The 22,488-nt window shown below is 63.6% G+C and carries 20 protein-coding genes and 1 riboswitch; of the genes, 8 read left to right on the top strand and 12 right to left on the bottom strand.

Going from position 1 to position 22,488, the window contains the following annotated elements; genetic code table 11:
• Nucleotides 1-116: 116 nt before the first annotated feature.
• Nucleotides 117-1,751 (bottom strand): ABC transporter substrate-binding protein, encoded by a 1,635-nt coding sequence (locus NCS67_RS12440; RefSeq protein ID WP_008352609.1) that lies wholly within the window; start codon nucleotides 1,749-1,751, stop codon nucleotides 117-119.
• Between the two features lie 190 nt (nucleotides 1,752-1,941).
• On the opposite strand from NCS67_RS12440, the gene NCS67_RS12445 reads away from it, so the two are divergent.
• Entirely contained in the window at nucleotides 1,942-4,119 is a 2,178-nt protein-coding gene (locus tag NCS67_RS12445; RefSeq protein WP_250435318.1) for a T6SS effector phospholipase Tle3 domain-containing protein, read from the top strand.
• 17 nt (nucleotides 4,120-4,136) lie between these two features.
• Complete coding sequence (locus NCS67_RS12450) at nucleotides 4,137-4,811, top strand: T6SS immunity protein Tli3 family protein (protein ID WP_250435319.1); 675 nt, start codon at nucleotides 4,137-4,139, stop codon at nucleotides 4,809-4,811.
• A gap of 337 nt (nucleotides 4,812-5,148) precedes the next feature.
• Here NCS67_RS12450 and metF read toward each other — a convergent pair whose 3' ends face one another.
• The 5 genes from metF to NCS67_RS12475 form a co-directional block, all read right to left on the bottom strand.
• On the bottom strand, nucleotides 5,149-5,988 hold the full coding sequence (gene metF / locus NCS67_RS12455; RefSeq protein ID WP_008352607.1) for a methylenetetrahydrofolate reductase [NAD(P)H]: 840 nt from the start codon (nucleotides 5,986-5,988) through the stop codon (nucleotides 5,149-5,151).
• Between the two features lie 36 nt (nucleotides 5,989-6,024).
• A complete protein-coding gene (locus NCS67_RS12460) occupies nucleotides 6,025-6,378 on the bottom strand; it encodes a phage holin family protein (RefSeq protein WP_008352606.1) in 354 nt (117 codons plus the stop codon).
• A 78-nt stretch (nucleotides 6,379-6,456) separates the two neighbouring features.
• The gene (gene ahcY, locus NCS67_RS12465; protein ID WP_008352605.1) at nucleotides 6,457-7,878 is read right to left on the bottom strand and encodes an adenosylhomocysteinase; all 1,422 of its coding nucleotides are present in this window, start codon (nucleotides 7,876-7,878) and stop codon (nucleotides 6,457-6,459) included.
• 32 nt (nucleotides 7,879-7,910) lie between these two features.
• Nucleotides 7,911-8,046, bottom strand: a riboswitch (S-adenosyl-L-homocysteine riboswitch).
• Between the two features lie 82 nt (nucleotides 8,047-8,128).
• Nucleotides 8,129-8,851, bottom strand: a complete 723-nt coding sequence (locus tag NCS67_RS12470) for an LrgB family protein (protein WP_008352604.1) — start codon at nucleotides 8,849-8,851, stop codon at nucleotides 8,129-8,131.
• A gap of 10 nt (nucleotides 8,852-8,861) precedes the next feature.
• Nucleotides 8,862-9,305, bottom strand: a complete 444-nt coding sequence (locus NCS67_RS12475; protein ID WP_034473259.1) for a CidA/LrgA family protein — start codon at nucleotides 9,303-9,305, stop codon at nucleotides 8,862-8,864.
• Nucleotides 9,306-9,433: 128 nt separating this feature from the next.
• Here NCS67_RS12475 and NCS67_RS12480 point away from each other — a divergent pair, with 128 nt between their 5' ends.
• A complete protein-coding gene (locus tag NCS67_RS12480; RefSeq protein WP_008352602.1) occupies nucleotides 9,434-10,360 on the top strand; it encodes a LysR family transcriptional regulator in 927 nt (308 codons plus the stop codon).
• Between the two features lie 78 nt (nucleotides 10,361-10,438).
• Here the strand turns inward: NCS67_RS12480 and NCS67_RS12485 are convergent, their stop codons facing one another.
• Nucleotides 10,439-12,097, bottom strand: coding sequence for an OmpA family protein (locus NCS67_RS12485; RefSeq protein WP_034473261.1), 1,659 nt, complete (start codon nucleotides 12,095-12,097; stop codon nucleotides 10,439-10,441).
• 300 nt (nucleotides 12,098-12,397) lie between these two features.
• Here NCS67_RS12485 and NCS67_RS12490 point away from each other — a divergent pair, with 300 nt between their 5' ends.
• Entirely contained in the window at nucleotides 12,398-14,104 is a 1,707-nt protein-coding gene (locus NCS67_RS12490; RefSeq protein WP_250435320.1) for an isovaleryl-CoA dehydrogenase, read from the top strand.
• A gap of 7 nt (nucleotides 14,105-14,111) precedes the next feature.
• Here NCS67_RS12490 and NCS67_RS12495 read toward each other — a convergent pair whose 3' ends face one another.
• The 5 genes from NCS67_RS12495 to fliE form a co-directional block, all read right to left on the bottom strand.
• The gene (locus tag NCS67_RS12495; RefSeq protein ID WP_008352596.1) at nucleotides 14,112-14,426 is read right to left on the bottom strand and encodes an EscU/YscU/HrcU family type III secretion system export apparatus switch protein; all 315 of its coding nucleotides are present in this window, start codon (nucleotides 14,424-14,426) and stop codon (nucleotides 14,112-14,114) included.
• Entirely contained in the window at nucleotides 14,423-15,739 is a 1,317-nt protein-coding gene (gene fliK, locus NCS67_RS12500) for a flagellar hook-length control protein FliK (protein WP_008352594.1), read from the bottom strand. The genes NCS67_RS12495 and fliK overlap by 4 nt, the downstream gene beginning before the upstream one ends.
• Nucleotides 15,740-15,792: 53 nt before the next feature.
• Entirely contained in the window at nucleotides 15,793-16,122 is a 330-nt protein-coding gene (locus NCS67_RS12505) for a flagellar protein FliT (protein WP_033536661.1), read from the bottom strand.
• A gap of 29 nt (nucleotides 16,123-16,151) precedes the next feature.
• Complete coding sequence (gene fliS, locus NCS67_RS12510; protein WP_033536660.1) at nucleotides 16,152-16,571, bottom strand: flagellar export chaperone FliS; 420 nt, start codon at nucleotides 16,569-16,571, stop codon at nucleotides 16,152-16,154.
• Nucleotides 16,572-16,813: 242 nt separating this feature from the next.
• Entirely contained in the window at nucleotides 16,814-17,188 is a 375-nt protein-coding gene (fliE, locus tag NCS67_RS12515; protein WP_008352588.1) for a flagellar hook-basal body complex protein FliE, read from the bottom strand.
• 271 nt (nucleotides 17,189-17,459) lie between these two features.
• Between fliE and fliF the strand changes: the two genes are divergently transcribed.
• Genes fliF through fliI form a run of 4 tightly spaced genes read left to right on the top strand, consistent with a single transcriptional unit; the run spans nucleotide 17,460 to nucleotide 22,425 of the window.
• On the top strand, nucleotides 17,460-19,256 hold the full coding sequence (gene fliF, locus NCS67_RS12520; protein WP_008352586.1) for a flagellar basal-body MS-ring/collar protein FliF: 1,797 nt from the start codon (nucleotides 17,460-17,462) through the stop codon (nucleotides 19,254-19,256).
• Nucleotides 19,246-20,241, top strand: a complete 996-nt coding sequence (gene fliG, locus NCS67_RS12525; protein ID WP_008352584.1) for a flagellar motor switch protein FliG — start codon at nucleotides 19,246-19,248, stop codon at nucleotides 20,239-20,241. The genes fliF and fliG overlap by 11 nt, the downstream gene beginning before the upstream one ends.
• Nucleotides 20,234-20,908, top strand: coding sequence for a flagellar assembly protein FliH (gene fliH / locus NCS67_RS12530; RefSeq protein ID WP_008352582.1), 675 nt, complete (start codon nucleotides 20,234-20,236; stop codon nucleotides 20,906-20,908). Before fliG ends, fliH begins: the two co-directional genes overlap by 8 nt.
• Nucleotides 20,902-22,425 (top strand): flagellar protein export ATPase FliI, encoded by a 1,524-nt coding sequence (fliI, locus tag NCS67_RS12535; RefSeq protein WP_008352580.1) that lies wholly within the window; start codon nucleotides 20,902-20,904, stop codon nucleotides 22,423-22,425. The genes fliH and fliI overlap by 7 nt, the downstream gene beginning before the upstream one ends.
• Nucleotides 22,426-22,488: the final 63 nt, after the last annotated feature.

Genomic DNA, 22,488 nt, shown 5'->3' on the forward strand with positions numbered 1-22,488 from the left:
TTTTCGGTATTGGGAGGACTCAAAACGTGACCGGCGGCTTGGATCTTGTGGACCCGCGCCGCCGGACCTGTTCGATTAACTATGGTTTAGTGCAAAAAGCGTTCCGTAGACAAACTTTATTGCATGCCGACGCCATCGAAGCGAACGTAGCCGAGCGGCTCGATCTTCATGTTCGTCACCTTCTTGCTCACCGGCTGATACACCGTCGAGTGCGCGATCGGCGAGAACGGCAGTTGCTGCGCGAAGATCTGCTGCGCATCGGTGTAAGCCTTTGTGCGCGCGGCGACATCGGTCGTCGAACGGCCCTTCACGACGAGTTCGTCGAACGGCTTGTAGCACCACTTCGAGAAGTTGCTGCCCTTCACGGCGTCGCAGCCGAGCAGCGTGCCGAGCCAGTTGTCGGGGTCGCCGTTGTCGCCGGTCCAGCCGATCAGGAGCGCATCGTGTTCGCCCGCGTGCGCGCGCTTCAGATACTCGCCCCACTCGTACGAAACGATGTTCGCCTTCACGCCGATCTTCGCCCAGTCGGCCTGGATCATTTCCGCCATCAGCCGCGCGTTCGGGTTGTACGCGCGTTGAACCGGCATCGCCCAGAGCGTGATTTCGAAGCCGTTCGGGAAGCCCGCCTTCGAGAGCAGTTCCTTCGCCTTCGCGGTGTCGTATGTCTGGCCCTTCAGGTTCTTGTCGTAGGACCACTGCGTCGGCGGCATCGGTGCGGTGGCCGGCTGGCCCGCGCCCTGATACACGGAATCGATGATCGCCTTCTTGTTGATCGCCATGTCGAGCGCGCGGCGCACGTCGGTGTTGTCGAGGCCCTTCTTCGTCACGTTGTACGCGACATAGCCTTCGTTGAAGCCCGCCTGTGACGGCGTATCGACATTCGATGCCGACTTCAGCGCGGCGATATCGCCCGGACGCGGATAGCTCATCACCTGGCATTCGTTGTTCTTCAGCTTCTGCACGCGCACGGCCGCGTCCGGCGTGATCGAGAAGATCAGCTTGCTGATCTGCACGGCGTTCGGCTTCCAGTAATCAGGATTGCCGTCGAAGCGGATGGTCGCGTCCTTCGTGTAGCTGCGGAAGATGAACGGACCCGTGCCGACCGGCTGCTGGTTGATGTCGGCGGCCTTGCCGTCTTTCAGCAGCTTGTCCGTGTACTCGGCGGACAGGATCGACGCGTATTCCATCGCCATGTTCTGGATGAACGGCGCGCTGACTTCCTTCAGCGTGAACTTCACGGTGTACGGATCGACCTTCTCGATCTTCGAGATCAGCTTGTCCATGCCGAGGTCCGTGAAGTACGGAAACTGGACGTTGTACGCCTTGCGGAACGGATTGTTCGGATCGAGCATGCGGTTGAACGTGAAGATCACGTCATCCGCGTTGAATTCGCGCGTCGGCTTGAAGAACGACGTCGTCTGGAACTTCACGCCGTGACGCAGATGGAACGTGTAGCTGAGGCCATCCGACGACACGTCCCACTTTTCGGCGAGACCGGGCTCGACTTTCGTGCCGCCGCGCTCGAATTCGACGAGACGGTTATAGACGGTGAAGGTGTTCGCGGTGAAATCTGTGCCGGTGGTGTATTGCGCCGGATCGAAGCCGGCCGGGCTGCCTTCCGAGCAATAGACGAGCGTCTTGTTCGGGATTCCCGCGGCGTGTGCCGCGGTTGCTGCAAAGAGCGTCGCGGTGGCGACGGCGCCTGCGAGCGCCGATCCGCGGATGGCTCGCAACAGGCTGTTTTTGTTCATGTTTCCTCCAAGTCGATGCCGGCTTCTGGCCGACGTAGCGCGAGTGTACTTGATCGCGCCGCCCCGCTTTTTTCGAAGCACACGCGCAAAGTGGGCGCTACCCTAGCACGAACAAAAGTGACACGTGTACTTGGTTTTCCCCACTAGAGTTTGTCGTCGGTGGCGCTCCGATAAGGGTAGGTTATCGGGCATGTTTGAACGTGATAAGCGGTACACGGATCTTGGGAATCGCGGCGGGCTCAAGCGCCGCTCCTTGATTTCCACTTTGATTGCTCCGAAAGGCTGCCACTCGGCAGGATGCGACACTATTTTTCCACTGGTTGAGCACGCGCATGCTAAAAAAAACGAGCACGCCGAACTGGGCGAATCCAGCCGAACGGAGCAAAAATTGAACGAAAAGATGACCGGGCGAGATACGCCCGACCAGCGGGAAGGCGCCGCGTCTGACGATGCGCAACCAAAACGCTACAAATTAGAAACCGCCACTTGCGTTGTGCCGATGCAGGCCGACGTCTTCGGGCGGCCGTTTTGGGAGTCCTACATGACACCTGAAAGTTATCAGGTGTATGCCGAGTGTCGTGTTCCGCCGGCTTTGCCGGGCGTCGTTATCTTCGTGCATGGCGTTAACTCGGAAGGGGAATGGTACGAAGCGGCGGAGAAGGCGCTATGTGAGGGGTTGAATGCGAGATTGGGGCGGAAGGACCTCAAGTCGAACGACTACACGACCAGTGACGGTAAAGGTGGTGTGTCCGTGCGACGGATCGCGAACGGCGGGTATTCCCCGGTGATTCGCTTTTATTGGGGCTATCGCGCTCAAGAAGGCAAGGAGCATAAATGGCGTGTGCCGCTAAAAAACATCCGTGACGAGGATGGCTGGAAAACCAGGGACTTGAAGGATTCAGGGCCGTGGTTTTGGGGCGGCGGTCCCTTTCAGAACGGCACGAACAACCTCCAGCAACTGTGGAGCGAAACCGGCTTCTCACCCAGAATTGCCAAAGTATTCAACCTCCAATGGTTCAACACCGAATGGGACCGGGAACTGCACGACGCTCCTGGCCGTCAGTACTACGCCCACGCGGCGCAACGCCTCGCGAATTTGATTGACAAGATCCGCACGCGCTGTCCGGACGATACGATCACCGTTATGTCGCATAGTCAGGGAACGATGATCAGCATGGCGGCCACGCTCATGTGCAAGACGCGCGCGCCCGATTCGCTGGTGGTAATGAACTCGCCTTTTTCGCTGGAAGACAAATCCACAGACGCGTTGACGTGCTGGCACAGTCGCCCCACAACGCAGGCGCGTGTCAATACATTCCGCAACGTGGCGGAACGCATTAAGAAGGATAAAAAGGTCTTTACCGACGAAGAACATGGAATGCTTCATGTGGGCGCGACGCAGGAAATGGAACTGTGGCATGTCAATGCCGTAAACAACGGAATCAAGGAACGTGACAATCACGGGCGCCTTTACGTGTACTTCAATCCGCACGACCGGGTGATGGGCAGCAAAGCCCTTCAAAGCATCGGCTGGCGAGGCGTGAGTGACGCATTGATCGATGAACTGGGCGATACCGTCAAACAGCGGATGCTGGCGCGAGGCACGTCCTGTGGGGACGCGCCGGCGACGACGAACTTTGGTACCTTGCCGCCGATTCCTAATCCTGAGCCTGGCGTAAAGCCGGGCGATTTCTGGAATGGCAACCGAACAGCGGCTGGAGTCGAGCTATGGACGGTGCCGGGCAAGAATCAGAAGGTCAATATCAATGCCGAGCAAGTACCTCATCCTATTACGGCTGAGGAGATGTCCAAGAAGCAACAACGTATTGTCACGCGGGTCCAAGCAGGCCAGACGGTAGAAAGCAAGCAACCGGTTGAACGGTACTTCGAGGAAGCGTTGAGCGATCAGGATGCGCTCGGCGCAAAAGATAAGCGTGGAAATTATCTGGATCCTGGCGTTCCTTACCTCGAATCCATACATCGCCTGGAAAAGCAGGTCATGAACGATCCCTATGCGCAGGGCCCGCTAATGCGTACGGAAAACCACGCGGAAATGATCAAGCGCATCGAAGAATATCAACCGATGCCGACGAATCACAGCACCTTGCCGCAACATCATGAATTCATGAGTCGGGTGGTGGCGTGGGATTTGCCGATCGGTTTCTGCGAGTCGCACGACTCGCTCGATTTCTGGCTCAGTCTGATCAAAGACGCGGATTGGACGCAGATCGGTGACGAATACTTCGATAAGGGAACGCTCAATGTTCCTCCCATACCCAAAGGAATTGATCCTGAAACCATTACGGATGAAATCGTAGCCGCAGAAGCGGAACGCCAAAAGATCAACAAACCGGTGTACGAGCAATGAAACGACTGAGGACAATCGTGTTGTTACTGCTGACGTTCCTTGCTGGATGTCAGCAGATGAGTGCACGTGAATTTGAAACAGGTCGGGTTGTGCCGAGCGATCTGCCGAAAAAACAGTATGACTCGCCTGTGCAGGTGATCTATCGGATCGACGATTATCGTTTTGTGACTCTCGAAAATTACGACCATTGCTTCGGTGACACTTGGTACAACGACACGCATACAGGCGTGCGGACCTTGGTTGACGACATGTGGGTCGGCGGTTTTCTCGGCAAACTGATCATCGACGACCCAACGGGCATGAACGTAGTGATCCCAAAAGTATCAACAAACCTGTGCGGTGATCGCGGATGCATGAATTACGCGGCATATTCGACCGACGGCGGACGGACGTTTAATTGGATGCAGTATGACCGCGACCATATTTCGTACGACTCGGTCGAAGCGTCGAAGGAATATACCTTTTCCGTTACGGCTGATTCGCTATATATAACGAGAAAATGGGGAAATTTCGGAGACACACTGACGGATCGCTATCCGTTAGGACCGGGTTATGTCTACGGTAAAAATGCGAGGTTGCCGGAAGGCGTAACCATTCTATTCAGCACAACTTTGCCTAAGGGATTGCACTCCCCTTCCGGCCAAGACCACTACGTCTGCGACGCGTCAATTCGCCCAACGAATAGACATTGAGCGACTAAGTTAGAAACAAAAACGGTACGTAAATGAATGAGACAGTAGATAGGACTTGCTCTGCTGCTGTTGGCCGCATGCCAGCAAGCACGTCAAGTAGAAATCGTCCGATACGACCAAGCCGTTGTCACGTTTCGTGACATTAGAAAGCTACGACAATTGCGCGGGAGAGACCTAGTACAACGACATGCGGTCGAGTTAGTGCGAAGCCATCGCATCCAGAAGCGGCGAACGAAAAATGACCTCGTCCGTCCGAGAAATGCACTGAGTCCCCCGCTTCGAATGCCTCGACCAGGAACCGCGCGGCGAGCGCCGCGCGGGTGAACATTGATGCTGATCAGACGCTCTTGAAGCCGAGACGTTCGCAAACGGTCTTCGACGCCCACGCGCCGTTGAGCGTGTAGAAGTGCAGACCCGGCGCGCCATCATCGATGAGACGGCGGCACAGGCCCGTCACCACGTCGACGCCGAACGCGCGGATCGACTCGCGATCGTCGCCGAAGCTTTCAAGCCGCCGCGCGATCCACTTCGGCACTTCGGCGCCGCACATGTCGGAGAAGCGCATCAGTTGCGAGAAGTTCGTGATCGGCATGATGCCCGGCACGATCGGCACGTCGACGCCGAGCTTGCGTGCTTCCTCGACGAACTTGAAGTAGGAATCGGCGTTGAAGAAGTACTGCGTGATCGCCGAGTTCGCACCCGCCTTCACCTTGCGCGCGAAGTTTTCGAGATCGGCTTTCGGCGACCTCGATTGCGGATGAAACTCCGGATACGCGGCCACTTCGATGTTGAACCAGTCGCCGTGCTCCTGACGGATGAACGCCACCAGTTCCGACGCATAGCGCAACTCGCCGACTTCGCCCATGCCCGAAGGCAGATCGCCGCGCAGCGCGACGATGTGGCGAATACCGTGCTCGCGGTACTGCAAGAGAATGGCGCGCAGACTGTCCTTCGACGAGCCGATGCACGAGAGATGCGGCGCGGCCTCGAAGCCTTCCGCGGCCATTTCGAGCACGGTGTCGAGCGTGCCTTGCTGCGTGGAGCCGCCCGCGCCGAACGTCACGGAGACGAACTTGGGCGAGAGCTTCTTCAACTCGGCGCGGGACGCGCGCAGCTTGTCCACGCCTTCCTGCGTCTTCGGCGGGAAAAACTCGAATGAGAGTTCGATCGGTTTCATGATGTTTTTTGACGCACGGCAGCGCGCGGTCCAACGTCAACCGAAGTTGCGATTCCCGAAGATCAGCGCCGACAGCAGCCACGACACGATGCTGTAGAGAATCGAGCCGAAGAACGCGGACCAGAAGCCCGATACTTCGAAGCCCTTCAACAGCGACGAGCACAGCCAGAAGCACAGCGCATTCACGACGAGTATGAAGAACCCGAGCGTGACGATCGTCACCGGCAACGTGAGGATGATGAGAACAGGCCGGATGATCGCGTTGATGAGACCCAGCACCACCGCGATGATGAGCGCCGTGCCGAAACTGCGGATATGAATCGAAGGCACGAGGTAGGTGATGATCAGCAGCGCGAGCGCGTTGATCAGCCATGTCAGCAGCACGGTCATCGAGAAATCTCCGGTTGATGCGTTGAATCGCGCGGGCGTGGTCGTCACGCCCGCGCCTGTTACGGCTGCCGTCAGCGTTTAATAGCGGTAGTGGTTCGGCTTGAACGGGCCGTTCTTGTCGACGCCGATGTAGCCGGCCTGCTCGTCCGACAGCACGGTCAGTTCCGCGCCGATACGGCCGAGGTGCAGGCGCGCGACCTTTTCGTCGAGATGCTTCGGCAGCACGTAGACCTTGTTCTCGTACTTCTTGCCCTGCGTGAACAGTTCGATCTGCGCGAGCGTCTGGTTCGTGAACGAGTTCGACATCACGAAGGACGGATGGCCCGTCGCGCAGCCGAGGTTCACGAGACGCCCTTCAGCCAGAATGATGATCTTCTTGCCGTCCGGGAAGACGATGTGATCCACCTGCGGCTTGATGTTGTCCCACGTGTATTGACGCGTCGACGCGATATCGATTTCCGAATCGAAGTGGCCGATGTTGCAGACGATCGCGTTGTTGCGCATCGCCTTCATGTGATCGTGGTTGATGACGTGATAGTTGCCCGTCGCGGTGACGAAGATGTCGGCGCGGCTCGCGGCGTATTCCATCGTCACGACGCGGTAGCCTTCCATTGCGGCTTGCAGCGCGCAGATCGGATCGATTTCCGTGACCCACACCGTCGCGCCCAGACCGCGCAGCGATTGCGCGCAGCCCTTGCCCACGTCGCCGTAACCCGCGACGACCGCGATCTTGCCGGCGATCATCACGTCGGTCGCGCGCTTGATGCCGTCGACGAGCGATTCGCGGCAGCCGTACAGATTGTCGAACTTCGACTTCGTGACCGAATCGTTCACGTTGATGGCGGGGAACGGCAGGCGTCCTTCCTTTTCCATCTGATACAGGCGATGCACGCCCGTCGTGGTTTCTTCCGTCACGCCCTGAATGTGCGAAAGGCGCGTGGAGTACCACGTCGGATCGGCGTCGAGGTGCTTCGCGATCGACTTGTAGAGCGCGATTTCTTCTTCGTTCGTCGGCTTGGCGATGACCGAGCGGTCCTTTTCCGCCTTCGCGCCGAGGATGAGCAGCAGCGTTGCATCGCCGCCGTCATCGAGAATCATGTTGGCGAATTCGCCGTTCGGCCATTCGAAAATGCGATGCGAGAATTCCCAGTATTCGTCGAGCGATTCGCCCTTGAACGCGAACACCGGCGTGCCGCCCGCGGCGATCGCTGCAGCTGCGTGATCCTGCGTCGAGAAGATGTTGCACGATGCCCAGCGCACGTCCGCGCCCAGCGCCGTGAGCGTTTCGATCAGCACGCCCGTCTGAATCGTCATGTGCAGCGAGCCGGCGATGCGCGCGCCCTTCAGCGGCTGCTGCGCCTTGTACTCTTCGCGCGTCTGGATGAGACCCGGCATTTCCGTTTCGGCGATGTCGAGCTCTTTGCGGCCCCATGCGGCAAGCGACATGTCGGCAACGATGTAATCCTTGGAACCGTTGGAATCGAGAACTGCGGCGTTCATCACGCCCTCCTTTTCTAAAAAGACTAGAAATGTTGACGTGAGCGCCGTTCGATGCGGTGGCTCAGCGGGCGCCTTGACTGCCTGGCGCTTTCGAACCGTCCGGATTGAATGCTTCCGAGCCTGGCGGGCGGATTCGATGAATCGCCCGTCGCAACGCTCCTCGGAAACGAGCGTCGATTGTAGCAAAGTCTCGTGTGGCGAATGCGTTTTCGAGACGCCGAAGAGGGACTTTCGCGGCGCGCGCAAGCGCTCAGAAAGGCAGTACGGAAAGCACTGGCGCGAGCAGCACCATCACGACACCGGCGATCATCATCGTGAGACTCGCGACGACGCCCTCTTCGCTCCCCAGTTCGCGCGCCTTCGCCGTGCCGACGCCATGCGCCGCCGCGCCGAACAACGCGCCGCGCGCGAGCCGCGTGCGCAGCGGCACGAGCGCGAGCACGATTTCGCCGAAGAGCATGCCGCAGACGCCCGTCGCGATCACGAAGAGCGCGGTGAGGTCTTTGGGCGCGTGGATCTTGTCGGAGACGGCGAGCGCGAACGGCGTCGACACGGAACGCGTCGCGAGGCTGCGCTGCAATTCCGGCGACAGATGCAGCAGCTTCGCGAGCGCGAGCGAACCGCCGACCGCCACCAGAATGCCGACCGTCACGCCGACGGTCAGCGAAATCCAGTGCCGCTTGATGAGTTCGCGGTACTCATAGATCGGCACCGCGAACGCGACCGTCGCCGGTCCGAGCAGCCACATGAGCCAGCGCGTGTCGGTGTAATAGACCGAGTACGGAATGCGCGCAATCACGACGATGACCGCGAGCACCGCCGGCACGGCCAGAAGCGGCGTGAGCCACGGCCGCCGGAAGCGCGCGTACAGATGCTTGGCCGCGAAGTACAGCGCGACGGTCAGCACGAAGCAGCCGGCCGCGATGAGGCGCGCGGCGTCGTCTTCGAGAAGCGAGGCAAAGAAGTGGTTCATGTCCGCTCGCTCAGGCGCGGGCCGCGTGTCGCGCGACGAGCACACGGCGCAGGGCGAGACGGCGTTCCAGGCGCGCCGCACGGTCGACGGCGAACGCCACGGCCACCATCACCATCAACGTTCCGCCGACGACCACGAGCGCGAGCCGCCAGCCGTCTTCCATGAACAGGCCGCCGTACTGGACCGCCGCGACCGCCGCCGGGATGAAGAAGAGCAGCATGTCGGACAGCAGCCAGTCCGCGCCCGCCTTGACCCAGCGCGGCGCGACGCCGCCGCAGAACAGCAGCGCGAGCAGCGCGACGAGGCCGATCACGCCGCCCGGCACGGGCAGCGACAGCTTGCGCGCGACGAAATCCGCTACGACCCAGATCCCCGCGAGCGCGGCGGACTGCACCGCGACGCGCAGGAAGCGGGCGAAGGCGGACGGCGTTTTGATCGGCAGGGCGGTGGACATGGCGGCTCTCGTGGGCTGAAGGCGACTGATTAGGGTTATCCCGTAGGCTGAGTATATGGGCGCACCTTGCATAATAAAAATGACTTAACCTTATTCGAATCATTCCAAACTGGAATTCGGAGCCGACGATGGAATTGCGTGCCTTGCGGTACTTCATCGAAGTGGTGAAGCAGAAGAGTTTCACCGCTGCCGCCGAACACATGTTCGTGACGCAGCCGACCATCAGCAAGATGGTGAAGGCGCTGGAGGACGAGGTCGGCTCGCCGCTGCTTCTGCGCGAGGGGCGTCAGATGGTGCTGACCGACGCCGGCCAGATCGTCTATCAGCGCGGCGTCGAGGTGCTGGCGGCGCACGCGCGTCTGGAAGCGGAGTTGAACGATCTCGGCACGTTCGGGCGCGGCACGCTGACGATCGGTATTCCGCCGATGGGCGGATCGCTCTTCACACCGGCCATCGCCGCGTTCCGTCGCCGTTATCCGAAAGTTGAGCTGAAGCTGTTCGAGCGCGGCTCGAAGGCGATCGAGGCGGCGCTCATCGACGGGGAGCTCGAACTGGGCGGCGTCTTGCAGCCGGTCGACACCGCGATGTTCGACGTCCTACCCGTGAGCCGGCAGATTCTCTGGCTCGTCGCGCCGAAGGGTTCGCGCTGGGACGACGCCCGCGAAGTCGCGCTCACCGATCTCGCCGCCGAACCGTTCGTGTTCTACGGCGAGAGCCTCGCGCTCAACGACGTCGTGCTCAACGCGTGCCGTGAGGCGGGTTTCGCGCCGACGATCGTCGGCCGCAGCGGGCATTGGGATTTCATGGCGGCGCTCGTGCAGGCAGGCATCGGCATCGCGCTGCTGCCCGCGCCGTACTGCCGGCGTCTCGACGCGAACGCGTTCACCTGCCGTCCGGTCGTCGCGCCCGAGATTCACTGGGACATGGCGCTCGGCTGGCGGCGCAACGGTTATCTGTCGCACGCGGCGCGCGCGTGGATCGAGGTCGCGCGGGAAATGCTGCCCGCGAATCTGGATCAGGATTTCATGGCCGATGGCTTTCCGCGAAACCGGTGACATCCACGCAAAAAAAACGCGCCGGCCCGCGATGAGCGGACCGGCGCGTCATTTACAGCGGCTCGCGCGATTCCCGAATCAGTTCAGTTCCTTGAATTCGATTCGCCGATTCGCCGCGCGGCCTTCGCGCGTGGCGTTGTCGCCGATCGGATGCGCGTCGCCGAAACCTTCCGCCGTCAGCGTGTCGGCCGGCACGCCACGCTGGATCAGATACGAACGCACGGACCGCGCGCGCTTTTCCGACAAGTGGAGATTCACCGCCGGATTGCCCGAACTGTCCGTGTAGCCGCCGATCTGCAGCTTGATCGGCTTGCCGTTCGCGTCGCAATCCTTCAGCCCCTTCGCGGATTCGGCGAGTTCGTTCAGCGCCGCGCGCGGCAACTCGTTTGACGCGAAGCCGAACTTGATCGGACGCAGATTCAGATTCTTCGCGACGTCGGCGGCACTGCAATTCGCGGCAGCGTCCGACGCGGCGAGCGTTTTTGCGGCGGCGGTCGTGTCGGTTGCGCCGATCGTCCAGCCGTCGCCGAAGAACGCCTTCAGCTTGTCCAGCCAGCCGAGCTTCGAATCGCCCGCGCGGCCGCTCAGGTCGATCTTGTCGCCAACCACGCGCACTTGCGCGCCCGGCAGCGTCATGACCGGGAGCAGGCCGTCGAGTTTCGCGATCCACGCGGCGGGCTTCGTGTCCGGATCGACCGCGATGTCCGCCTTGAACTTGTCCGCGCCGAGCTTCGCGGCGAGCGTGTCGAGCAGTTCGCGGCGTTCGTGCTCGTCGTGGACGGTCGCGGTCAGCGTCGGAACGCCGGATGCGTCGACGACGAAGGACATCGTTGCGTCCTTGGAAGGCAGCGCGGCCGGCGCAGACGCCTGATCGGCCGCGGCGGCCGTCGCGCCCGTTGCCGTCTCGGCGCTCGCGTCGGAAGCGGCGTCCGGCTTCGCGACGGGCGCGGCGTCTTCCGGCTTGTTGTCCGTCGAGCAGCCGCGACCGGCCAGAACCGCGAACATCGCGAGCGCGGCAGCGGATGCGATCCACCACCATTTCTTCCGGCCCGCGTCTTCCTTCACGGCGTGATCGGCGGCGGCGGGCGCTTCCTGCGGCTGCGCGAACACGGCGGCTTCCTGCGTCGCCGGATGTTCCAGATGCGCCGACACCGCCTTCAGCCGCGATGCGACACCCGCGAGAAACGCGCCGACCGAACCGAGACCGAGCGCGTTGGCGAACGCGTCGGTCATGTTCGCGCGCACGACCGGCAACTGATGGCCGAGCAGCGTCGGAAGCTGGCTGGGATTGCCGTTGTGCTGCGTGAGATAGCGCTTGAGCACGCCGAAGAGCGTCGCGCCGACCACGCCGGTCAGCGTGCGCGTGGCGCTCGCCGCGACGCCCGTGTATTCGGCGATGCGCTCGGCGAGCAGATTGAGATTGTCGCGCGAGGCGATTTCGGCATCGGCTTTTTCGCTGCTGTCGACGAGCGTCTTGAAACCCTCGTCCTGCACGACGAAGTGCGGCAGTTCTTCGGCGATCAGCGCGTTGGTCGCCGGCGACATGATCGCCGCGAACAGATGACGCGCGCCTTCGAGCGACGACGCCTTGTTCATCATCGCGCCGATCAGCGCCGGCCCGCACAGCGACACGACGCGCCGCGCGGATTCCGGCGCGCAGCCGATGCGCCCGGCGACATGCTGCAACACGCTTTCGGTCAAAGCGCCCTGGACAAGTTGATTGAGGTTGATGCTCATTGAGAATGCTTCCGTGAAAGGCGTTACTGCAATCGCCGGAATTAGGCGTGCCGATTATAGGTTCGGGTTCCGGCGCGTCATCGGGGCGGGATTAACAATCGGATTTATCTCAGTGAGCGGCGCTTTAGGAGCGCGCATCAAAAATTCCCGATCGATCCCGAAAAGAACGGTGCCTCTACACGGCCGATCCGTGCGCGGCCTATGATTCCTGAATTCGAGATGACGCCCGGACGGCCGATCCGCCGAAAGCGCTGTTGCGCGCGTCCGACAGCGACGAATCACCGCAGAAGGAGAGCGACGATGTCCGATCCCGCCGATCGCCCGTTCGGGCAAACCCACGACGTCACGAATCAGGCCTCGCCGCTCGTCGGCTATGACGCGTTCGCCTTCGATCCGGCGCTCGTCGCCGCCGTCGGACGCGAAGGCGCGCATTGGCATGTGCAGACGCTTTCGCGCGACGGGATGGCGCTGACGCAGCCGGACGTCGTCGCGCTGGCCGAGCTCGCCAACCGCCACGAGCCTGAACTCGCGACGCACAGTCCGCGCGGCGAGCGCATCGACGCCATCGCGTTTCATCCGGCGTGGCATGAACTGCTGCGGCGGCTGCGCCATGAGGGATTGCACGCGATGCCGTTCGAGCCGTCCGCGCGCGCCGGATCGATGGCCGCGCGCTGCGCCGGCTACTATCTGCACGGCCAGCTCGAATCGGGCTCGCTGTGCCCGATCACGATGACCTTCGCGAGCATCCCCGTTCTGCGCAACGAACCCGACCTGTTCGCGCGCGTTTCGCATGCGCTGCTTTCGCGCGAACACGATCCGCGCGACATTCCGCTCGAAGCCGGCAAGCATTCGATGATGATCGGCATGGGCATGACCGAGAAACAGGGCGGCTCCGACGTGCGCAGCAACCGCACGCGCGCGCACGCCATCGACAGAAACGGCGCGACGGGACGCGGAGGCGCTTATCGGCTGGTCGGTCACAAGTGGTTCTTCTCCGCGCCGCAATGCGACGCGCATCTCGTGCTCGCGCGCACCGCCGACGAAGGCGGCCTGTCGTGCTTCTACGTGCCGCGTTTCGCGCCGGACGGCCGCAAGAACGCGGTCCAGATCCAGCGCCTGAAGGACAAGCTCGGCAACCGCTCGAACGCGAGCAGCGAAGTGGAGTTTCTCGATGCTTACGGCGTGATGATCGGCGACGAGGGACGCGGCGTGCCGACCATCATCGAGATGGCGAATTTCACGCGGCTCGATTGCGTGATCGGCAGTGCGGCGCTGATGCGCGCGGCGCTCGTCCAGGCGATTCATCACGCGCGGCAGCGCAGCGCGTTCGGCGCGCATCTCGTCGATCAGCCGCTGATGCGCAACGTGCTCGCCGATCTCGCGCTCGAATCCGAAGCCGCGACGGTGCTGTTCATGCGGCTCGCGGGCGCGTTCGAGCAGAGCGCCGCGCCAGGCGGAGCGCTCGCCGAACGCGCGTGGCGGCGCATCGTCACGCCCGCCGCGAAATTCTGGGTCTGCAAGCGCGCGCTCGAATTCACCGGCGAAGCGATGGAAGTCTGGGGCGGCAACGGCTATGTCGAAACCGGACCGATGGCGCGTTTCTATCGCGAGGCGCCGGTCAATTCGATCTGGGAAGGCTCGGGCAACGTGATGTGCCTCGACGTCCTGCGCGCGTTCGAGCGCGAGCAGGACGCCGCGCACGCGCTCATCGACGACTGGAAGACGACGGCGGGCGCGCATCCGGCGCTGGCGGGCGCGCTGTCGTCGCTGATTGCGATGCTGACGGACGATCCGTCGATCCGGGAAGCGTCGGCCCGGCGCATCGCGCAGCAATTGACGTTGTGCGCGCAGGGCGTGCTGCTCGCGCGGCACGCGCCGCAGGATGTCGCCGATGCGTTCATCGAATCGCGTCTTGGCGACGCGCGCGGCGAAAACGGGCGCGTGTACGGCACGCTGCCCGGACGCTTCGATCACGCGGCGATCGTCACGCGGGCGTTCGCCGCCTGAGAAAGCGTCAGCGGATGGCCCGCCCCGCTTCCCTCAACGGCTCCTCGTTCTCCAGCCGATACACCCACGACAGCAATTCCGCGACCGCCTGATACAAGGCGGGCGGAATGTGCGCGTCGAGATCGACCTGCATCAGCAGCGACACCATTTCCGGCGATTCGTGCACGTACAGCCCCGCTTCCTTCGCGCGCTGCACGATCATGTCCGCGACGATGCCGTAGCCCTTCGCGACGACGCGCGGCGTCGCCTCGCGATTGCCCGCGTCGTAGGCGAGCGCCGTCGCCTGCCTGCGCGTGTACGGCGGATGATCCTGGCCGCTCATGTTTCACTCCCATCGCCGTGCGGCGGGTGGAACAGATGTTCGAGCGGCGAGCGCACCGGCTTTTTCGCGGCGGTCTTGTCGCCGGAAAGCGCGAGATCGGTCGTGCCGTCCATCGAACGCACGGACAGCGACGCGAGCGCGATGCCCGCCGCTTCGAGCTGACGCGCGAACGCGGCGCCGTCGGCGGCGAGACGGCGCGCGCCCGCGTCGCCCGCCTTGATGCGCGTGACGAGCTTGTCGCCCGACAGCACCAGTTCGGCGTCGACGGTGCCGAGCGCGGGCAGCGACAGCGTGATGCGCGTGCGCCAGGCGCGTTCGTCGGCGGCGTCGTCGGAAGCGCGCTGATCGCGCGGTTCGCGGGCGACTTCCCACTCGAAGCGCGTGCCGGGCCACGCCTCGCCCTGCCAGCGGAATTGCTCGTTCGCGAGCACGTCGAGTTGCTGACGCACGACATTGAGCGTCGCCGGATGGATGCCCGCCGCGAGCGACGCCTGCAGCGCCGATTCGTGCCGGCTCGGTTGCGCCGTCTGCGCGTTGGCGCCGTTCGCGGTTCCGTTCTGCGAATTCGAGAGCTCGGACGGCGACGCATCGCGCACCGACGCCGCGAGCGCGGCCGCCTGCTGCGGCGTCTGCGGCGTCGCGATCGGGCGGCCGTGGAAATCCGGCAGATCGGGCGCGAGCTGCGGCGCGCGGGCATCGTCGAGGCCGGTGTCGGCCGGCGTGACGGCGTTGGCGAGCTCGAACGGCAGGGACATCGAACGGGCATCGACGCGCGCCTGCGGTTCGTTGCCGAGCGACGCCGCGCTGCGCTGGCCCGCGAGCCATTGCACCAGATGCGATTCGTAGAAAAGCCCGCTTTCGCCGACGGTCCTTGCGAGCGCCGTCGCCAGCGCGGCGGCGGGCAGCGGCGGCAGATTCTGCGTCGCGGCGCGCGCGGCCGCCACGGCGGCGGCATTGGAGGAGAAAGCGGTATCGAAGAGGCCGGTCGTGAGCGCGGCGAAGGCGCTCGCGGGGCGCGGCGGCGTCGGCCAGAGCGGGGCGTCGCCGGTCAGCGCGGGCGTCGCGCCGCCGAAGCGCGAAATCACGTCGAGCGTGCGCGCGACGCTGGAAAGCTCGGTTTGCGCCGACGCCGCCGGTCCCGCCGCCACGGCGGGCGCGCCGACGGTCTGCGGCATGTCCGGCTGCGTCGTCTGCCCGACGCTCGTGCCCGTCACGCCGCTGCCGCTCACGCCGCCCGGCGCGCGAATCGCGGACATCAGGAGCTCGGTGCGGCTGGCGAGCAACGATGCGATCGCAGAATCGAGTCCAGTCATGCCCCCATCCTCGTAAGCGCCGGCCGGATCGTCCGGCGGGCGCGGAACCGCGGCTAGCGCAGTCCGATCATTTTCTTCAGTACGCGGGCCGGGCTGTTGACCGTGAAGAGCGCGGACAGGCGCGCGAGACTCGGCGAGGTCAGATCGCGGATCGCGGCGTCGTCGGCGAGAATCTTCTTCACGAGGTCCAGCTTGCGTGCGCGGGCGGTTTCGTCGAGATCCGAACCGGTATCGACTTCCTTCAGCCGGTCGACCAGCTCGCGATAGGTGCCCTGCAACGCCTTCAGCTCGCTCCATTCGCCACCGCGCGCGGCCACCAGCATCTGACCGGAAACCGCCGCAATGGCCTCGTAGTGGGCGAAATATTCTTGTGTCGTCTTCATTCTTTCGAGGCAGTCGACGCTCATACCCGTCATGCGGGCACGGCGGTCATTTGCGCCACTTCCTGTCCAATTCCGACCCAGGCTTCTTCCAGCGTCGCGAGCAGGCCGTCGACTTCGACGAGCATCGACTCGTTCTGCTTGATGTTCGCCTCGAGCAGCCGGCGCGTCATATACGTGTACAGCGCGTCCAGCCGTTGCGCGATCTCGCCGCCCGCATCCTTGTTGAGCGCCTGCTGCAATCCGCTCTCGATGATGCTGATGGCCTTGCCGATCGCCGCGCCGCGCGCGCCGACGTTGTTCTGCTGCAGATGCATGCGCGCCTGCGCGATCGCCTGACGCGCGCCTTGATACAGCATCACGATCAGCCTGTGCGGGCTCGCTCCGATCACCCCTGTCTGAACGCCCACGCGTGCGTAGGCGCTGGCTCCTGCGTGTCCTGGGGAATACATCTCTCGGGTTCTCCTTATGCGATGCCGCAGCGTGCGCGGGCTTCAAGCGGACGCCGTGCCGCTCGTCCTGATCCGTGTGGGTCCGGTAAAACCGGTGAGAGACGAGCGTGCCGCCCGCCTCAAGCGGGCGAACCATCGTTCGCCGTGCCGTTACCGGGGTTATCGGAAAAACGCGGCAAAGCTTTAGGACTCAAGGCTCTAGAGCAATCGCGAGGATCGAGGGACGGATCGTGTGAAGACCGTCAGACGGAGATCTGCATGATGTCGTTGTAGGCCGACACCAGCTTGTTGCGCACCTGCAGGCCGAACTGCAGGCCGACGTTCGCCTTCTGCATGTCGACCATCACGTCGTTGAGCGACACGTTCGGCGCGCCGATTTCGAATGCGTGCGCCTCGCCGAGTGCCTTGTTCTGGTTGTCGCTGATCTTGTCGATGGACGATTTCAGCGCGTCGGCGAAGCTGCCGGCGCTCGCCGCGCCCGATGTCCCGCTCTGCCCCATGACGGCGCCCGACGCGACGGACGCGGCGTTTGCGGCGCCGGTGCCGCCGGCGGCTTGCGACGCCATCGACTGAATGGCCGACATAGCCGAGGAAAGCGGATTGATCGGAAAGTTCATGTTGACTCCGGATGACAGGAAATAACGGGTGCCGCTCGTGGCGGAGACCCGATGCCCGGCCCGCATTTGCGGAGGTTCGCCGAGTACGAAAAAGATTAGCAGCCGGCGGTTTTTCAAAGCGCGGGAAGAACGGGGAAAACCCCGCTCTATTCGCCGAATCGACTTGCAATCTTCTGCGGATAATCCCCATCGTGAAAAGTCCTCCACCGCCGCTTACATGGAAGCGGGAAGCGGCGGAGGGGAACCTCAGGATTCGGAGCTTCGACGCTAAATGGAAACGCCCAACAACTCACTCATCACGCCCGACGCCAGAATGGGCCTGGCGGGCGCACAGCCGGGCGCAGCCGGAACGGCCACCGCCGGCGCGAGCCTCGCGGGCGGCGCGGGAGCCGACTTCGGCGGCTTCGCGCAGCGCATGCCGATGCTCAACCAGTTCCGCTCGAATCCGCGCGTGCCGCTCATCGTGGCCGTCGCGATTCTGGTGATGGTGGTCGCGGGCCTCGTCATGTGGTCGCGCCAGCCGGACTATCGCGTGCTCTTTTCCAATCTGTCCGACCGAGACGGCGGCGCAATCGTTGCCGCGCTCCAGCAGGGCAACATTCCGTACAAGCTCTCCGACGGCGGCGGCGCCATTCTCGTGCCGGCCGAGCAGGTGCACGAAACGCGTCTGCGTCTCGCGAGCCAGGGCTTGCCGAAGGCCGGCTCGGTCGGCTTCGAGCTGATGGACAACCAGAAGTTCGGCATCAGCCAGTTCGCCGAGCAGGTCAACTATCAGCGCGCGCTGGAAGGCGAGCTGGAGCGCACGATCGGCTCGATTTCGTCGGTGAAGTCGGCGCGCGTGCATCTGGCGATTCCGAAGCCTTCCGTCTTCGTGCGCGACAAGGAACTGCCGACCGCCTCCGTGATGGTCAATCTGTACCCCGGCCGCGTGCTCGACGAAGGCCAGGTGGTGGCGATCACGCACATGGTGGCGTCCGGCGTCGCGGACATGCCGGTCAAGAACGTGAACATCGTCGATCAGGACGGCAACCTGCTGACGAGCCAGAACGCCGCGAACGGCCTCGACGCATCGCAACTGAAGTATGTGCAGCAGATCGAGCACAACACGCAAAAGCGCATCGACGCGATCCTCGCGCCGCTCTTCGGCGCCGGCAACGCGCGTTCGCAGGTCAGCGCCGACATCGACTTCTCGAAGCTCGAGCAAACCGCCGAAAGCTACGGCCCGAACGGGAACCCGCAGAACACGGCGATCCGCAGCCAGCAGTCGAGCGAGTCGAGCGAATCCGGCGGCAGCAGCATCGGCGGCGTGCCGGGCGCGCTGTCGAACCAGCCGCCGCAGCCGGCATCCGCGCCGGTCGACGCAGCGGCATCGGGCGCGGCGGGCGCATCGGCGAAAACGGGTCCGCAGAATCAGCGCAAGGACACGACGACGAACTACGAAGTCGATCGCACCGTGCGTCACTACGAGCAGGCGACGGGGGGGATCAAGCGTCTGTCGGTGGCGGTGGTCGTGAACTACGAGAAGAAGGTCGATGCGAAGGGCAACGTCACGATGACGCCGCTTGCCGCCGACAAACTCGCGCAGGTCCAGCAGCTCGTGAAGGACGCGATGGGCTTCGACGACAAGCGCGGCGACTCGGTGAACGTCGTGAACAGCGCGTTCTCCGCCGATCTGAACGCGACGCCCGACGTGCCGTGGTGGAAGACGCCGGAATCGATCGGCATGGGCATTCAGGCGGCGAAGTATCTGGGCATCGGCATCGTCGGTCTGTTCCTGTACTTCAGCATGGTGAAGCCGGCGATGAAGCGCGCCTTCCCGCCGCCGCCCGAAGCCGCGCCGACGCTCGCCGTACCGGACGAACTCTCGCTGCTCGACGGCCCGTCGCTCGACGGCGGCGGCACGGCGAAGCTGGAAGACGAAGACAAGGATGCCGAGGTGAGTCTCCTCGGTCATGAAAGCAAGAAAGCCAAATTCGACCGCAATCTCGACTACGCGCGCATGGTCGCGCGTCAGGATCCGAGAATCGTTGCGACGGTCGTAAAGAACTGGGTGTCCGATGAACGCTGAAGGCCTGAATAAAGCCGCTCTCCTGCTGATGTCGATCGGCGAGGAAGAAGCCGCCGAAGTTTTCAAGTATCTCGCCCCGCGCGAGGTGCAGAAGATCGGCGCGACGATGGCGGCCCTGAAAAACGTGACGCGCGAGCAGCTCGACAACGTGCTGACCGAATTCGTGAGCGAAGCCGAGCAGCACACGGCGCTTTCGCTGGATTCGAGCGAGTACATCCGCTCCGTGCTGACGAAGGCGCTCGGCGAAACCAAGGCCGGCGCGCTGATCGACCGTATCCTGCAGGGCAGCGATACGAGCGGCATCGAAGGCCTGAAGTGGATGGACTCGGGCGCGGTCGCGGAACTCATCAAGAACGAGCATCCGCAGATCATCGCGACGATCCTCGTTCACCTGGACCGCGATCAGGCGTCGGAAATCGTGTCGCTGTTGTCCGACCGCCTGCGCAACGACGTGCTCCTGCGCATCGCGACGCTCGACGGCATCCAGCCCGCCGCGCTGCGCGAACTCGACGACGTGCTGACGACGCTGCTCTCCGGCAGCGACAACCTGAAGCGCGCGCCGATGGGCGGCATCCGCACGGCGGCCGAGATTCTCAACTTCATGTCGAGCAATCACGAAGAAGGCGTCATCGCGAACGTGCGCGAATACGACGCCGAGCTCGCGCAGAAGATCATCGACCAGATGTTCGTGTTCGAGAACCTGCTCGATCTGGAAGACCGCGCGATCCAGCTTCTGCTGAAGGAAGTGGAATCGGAAACGCTGATCGTGTCGCTGAAGGGCGCGCAGCCGGCGCTGCGCCAGAAGTTCCTGTCGAACATGTCGCAGCGCGCGGCCGAACTGCTCGCCGAAGACCTCGATTCGCGCGGTCCGGTGCGCGTGTCGGAAGTCGAGCAGCAGCAGCGCAAGATTCTGCAGATCGTCCGCAATCTCGCGGAAAACGGTCAGATCCAGTTAGGCGGCAAGGCCGAGGACGCATATGTCTAACACCCGCGCGCAAAAGGCTCCGGTCTCGGCGTATCAGCGCTGGGAAATGGCGTCGTTCGATCCCGTCGAGATCAAGGTCGACAACAGCGCGGCGGAACAGGCCGCGCTCGAAGCGCACCTGCGCCGCGTCGAGGACGACGCGTATCAGCAAGGTCTCGCGAAGGGGCACGTCGCGGGGCAGGCGCTTGGGTATCAGGCGGGTTACGAGCAAGGTCAGGCGAAGGGTTTCGAGGACGGCCGCAAGGAAGCGCTCGCGCAGGCCGCGCGTCTCGCCGAGATCGCCGATGCGTTCAAGACCGCGCTGCAAGCCGCCGATGCGGCCATCGCGGAATCGCTCGCGGAACTCGCGGTCGATATCGCGCAGCAGGTCGTGCGCCAGCATCTCGCACTCGATCCGACGGCGCTCGTCGCCGTGGCGCGCGAAGTCATCGCGTCCGAGCCGGAGTTGTGCGGCGCGCCGACGCTCATCGTCAATCCGGCCGACATGGCTATCGTCGATGCGTATCTGAAGGACGAACTCGAAGCCGCCGGCTGGACCGTGCGGCCCGATCCGGAAGTCGAGCGCGGCGGCTGCAAGGCGCACGCCGCAACCGGTGAAATCGATGCGACCAACGTGTCGCGCTGGGAGCGCGTCGTGGCCGCGTTGGGGAGAAGCAAGCCGTGGTAAATCAACGGATCACGCAGGACGGTCTGAGCGAACTCGAACAGGAACTCGCGCGCGCGTCGTTCGGCCCGCTCGCCGAAGAGCGCGCGGAAGACGAATCGCCCGACGAACTCGCCGCGCGCACCATCGCCGAACTGGCCGGTATCGCGGGCAATCCGCACATCGACACGTGGCGCGACAAGCTCGACGCGCTGCGCTCGCGCAATGCGATCGCGAAGCCGCTGCGTCCCTGCGGACGTCTCACGCGCGCCGCCGGTCTCGTGCTCGAAGCGGTCGGCCTGAAGATGGGCGTCGGCTCCGAATGCATCATCGAGCTGCCGCCGGGCAGCGCGATTCCGACCGCCGAAGCCGAAGTCGTCGGTTTCGCGGGCGACAAGCTCTTTCTCATGCCGACGACCGAAGTCGCCGGCCTGTTGCCGGGCGCGCGCGTGTATCCGCTGGAAAGCGCGCCGATCAACGATCCGATGGCGGGCGCGAAGCGTCTGCCGGTCGGCTGGGAAATGCTCGGCCGCGTGGTCGACGCGTCCGGCCGTCCGCTCGACGGGCTCGGCCCGCTCGGCGCCAAGGTCGATGCGCCGCTGGCGGGTCCGGTCATCAATCCGCTGAATCGCGAGCCGATCCACAAGGTGCTCGACGTCGGCGTGCGCGCGATCAACTCGCTGCTGACGGTCGGACGCGGCCAGCGCATGGGCCTGTTCGCGGGTTCGGGCGTCGGCAAGTCGGTTCTGCTCGGCACGATGGCGCGCTACACGAGCGCGGAAGTCATCGTGATCGGGCTGATCGGCGAACGTGGCCGCGAAGTGAAGGAATTCATCGAGCAGATTCTCGGCGAGGACGGACTCGCGCGCTCGGTCGTCGTGGCCGCGCCTGCCGACGTGTCGCCGGTGCTGCGGATGCAGGCCGCCGCGTACACGACCTCGCTCGCCGAATATTTCCGCGATCAGGGCAAGCACGTCCTGATGCTGATGGATTCGCTCACGCGTTACGCGATGGCCCAGCGCGAGATCGCGCTCGCCATCGGCGAGCCGCCCGCGACCAAAGGCTATCCGCCGTCGGTGTTCGCGAAGCTGCCGGCGCTCGTCGAGCGCACCGGCAATGGTCCCGAAGGCGGCGGCTCGATCACGGCGTTCTACACCGTGCTCACCGAAGGCGACGATCAGCAGGATCCGATCGCCGACTCGGCGCGCGCGATTCTGGACGGCCATATCGTGCTGAACCGCTCGCTCGCGGAAGCCGGGCACTATCCGGCGATCGACATCGAGCAGTCGATCAGCCGCGTGATGACGTCGATCATCGACGACAAGCACCTCGAACGCGTGCGTCTCTTCAAGCAGATGCTGTCGCGCTATCAGCGCAACAAGGATCTCATCAACGTGGGCGCGTATTCGAGCGGACGCGACCAGTTGCTCGACCGCGCCATCGCGCTGTATCCGCGCATGGAGTCGTTTTTGCAGCAAGGCTTTCGCGAAGAGGCGCCGTTCGAGCCGAGCATCGCGATGTTGAATCAACTGTTCGAATAGTTTTCGACTAGTATCCGAAGCATTCGTCACAAGAAAGCACAAAGACCTCACGGGACCGCCACG

Origin of the sequence: Caballeronia sp. ATUFL_F2_KS9A (assembly GCF_023630765.1) — a bacterium.
In the GTDB taxonomy this organism is placed as follows: Bacteria; Pseudomonadota; Gammaproteobacteria; order Burkholderiales; family Burkholderiaceae; genus Caballeronia; species Caballeronia zhejiangensis.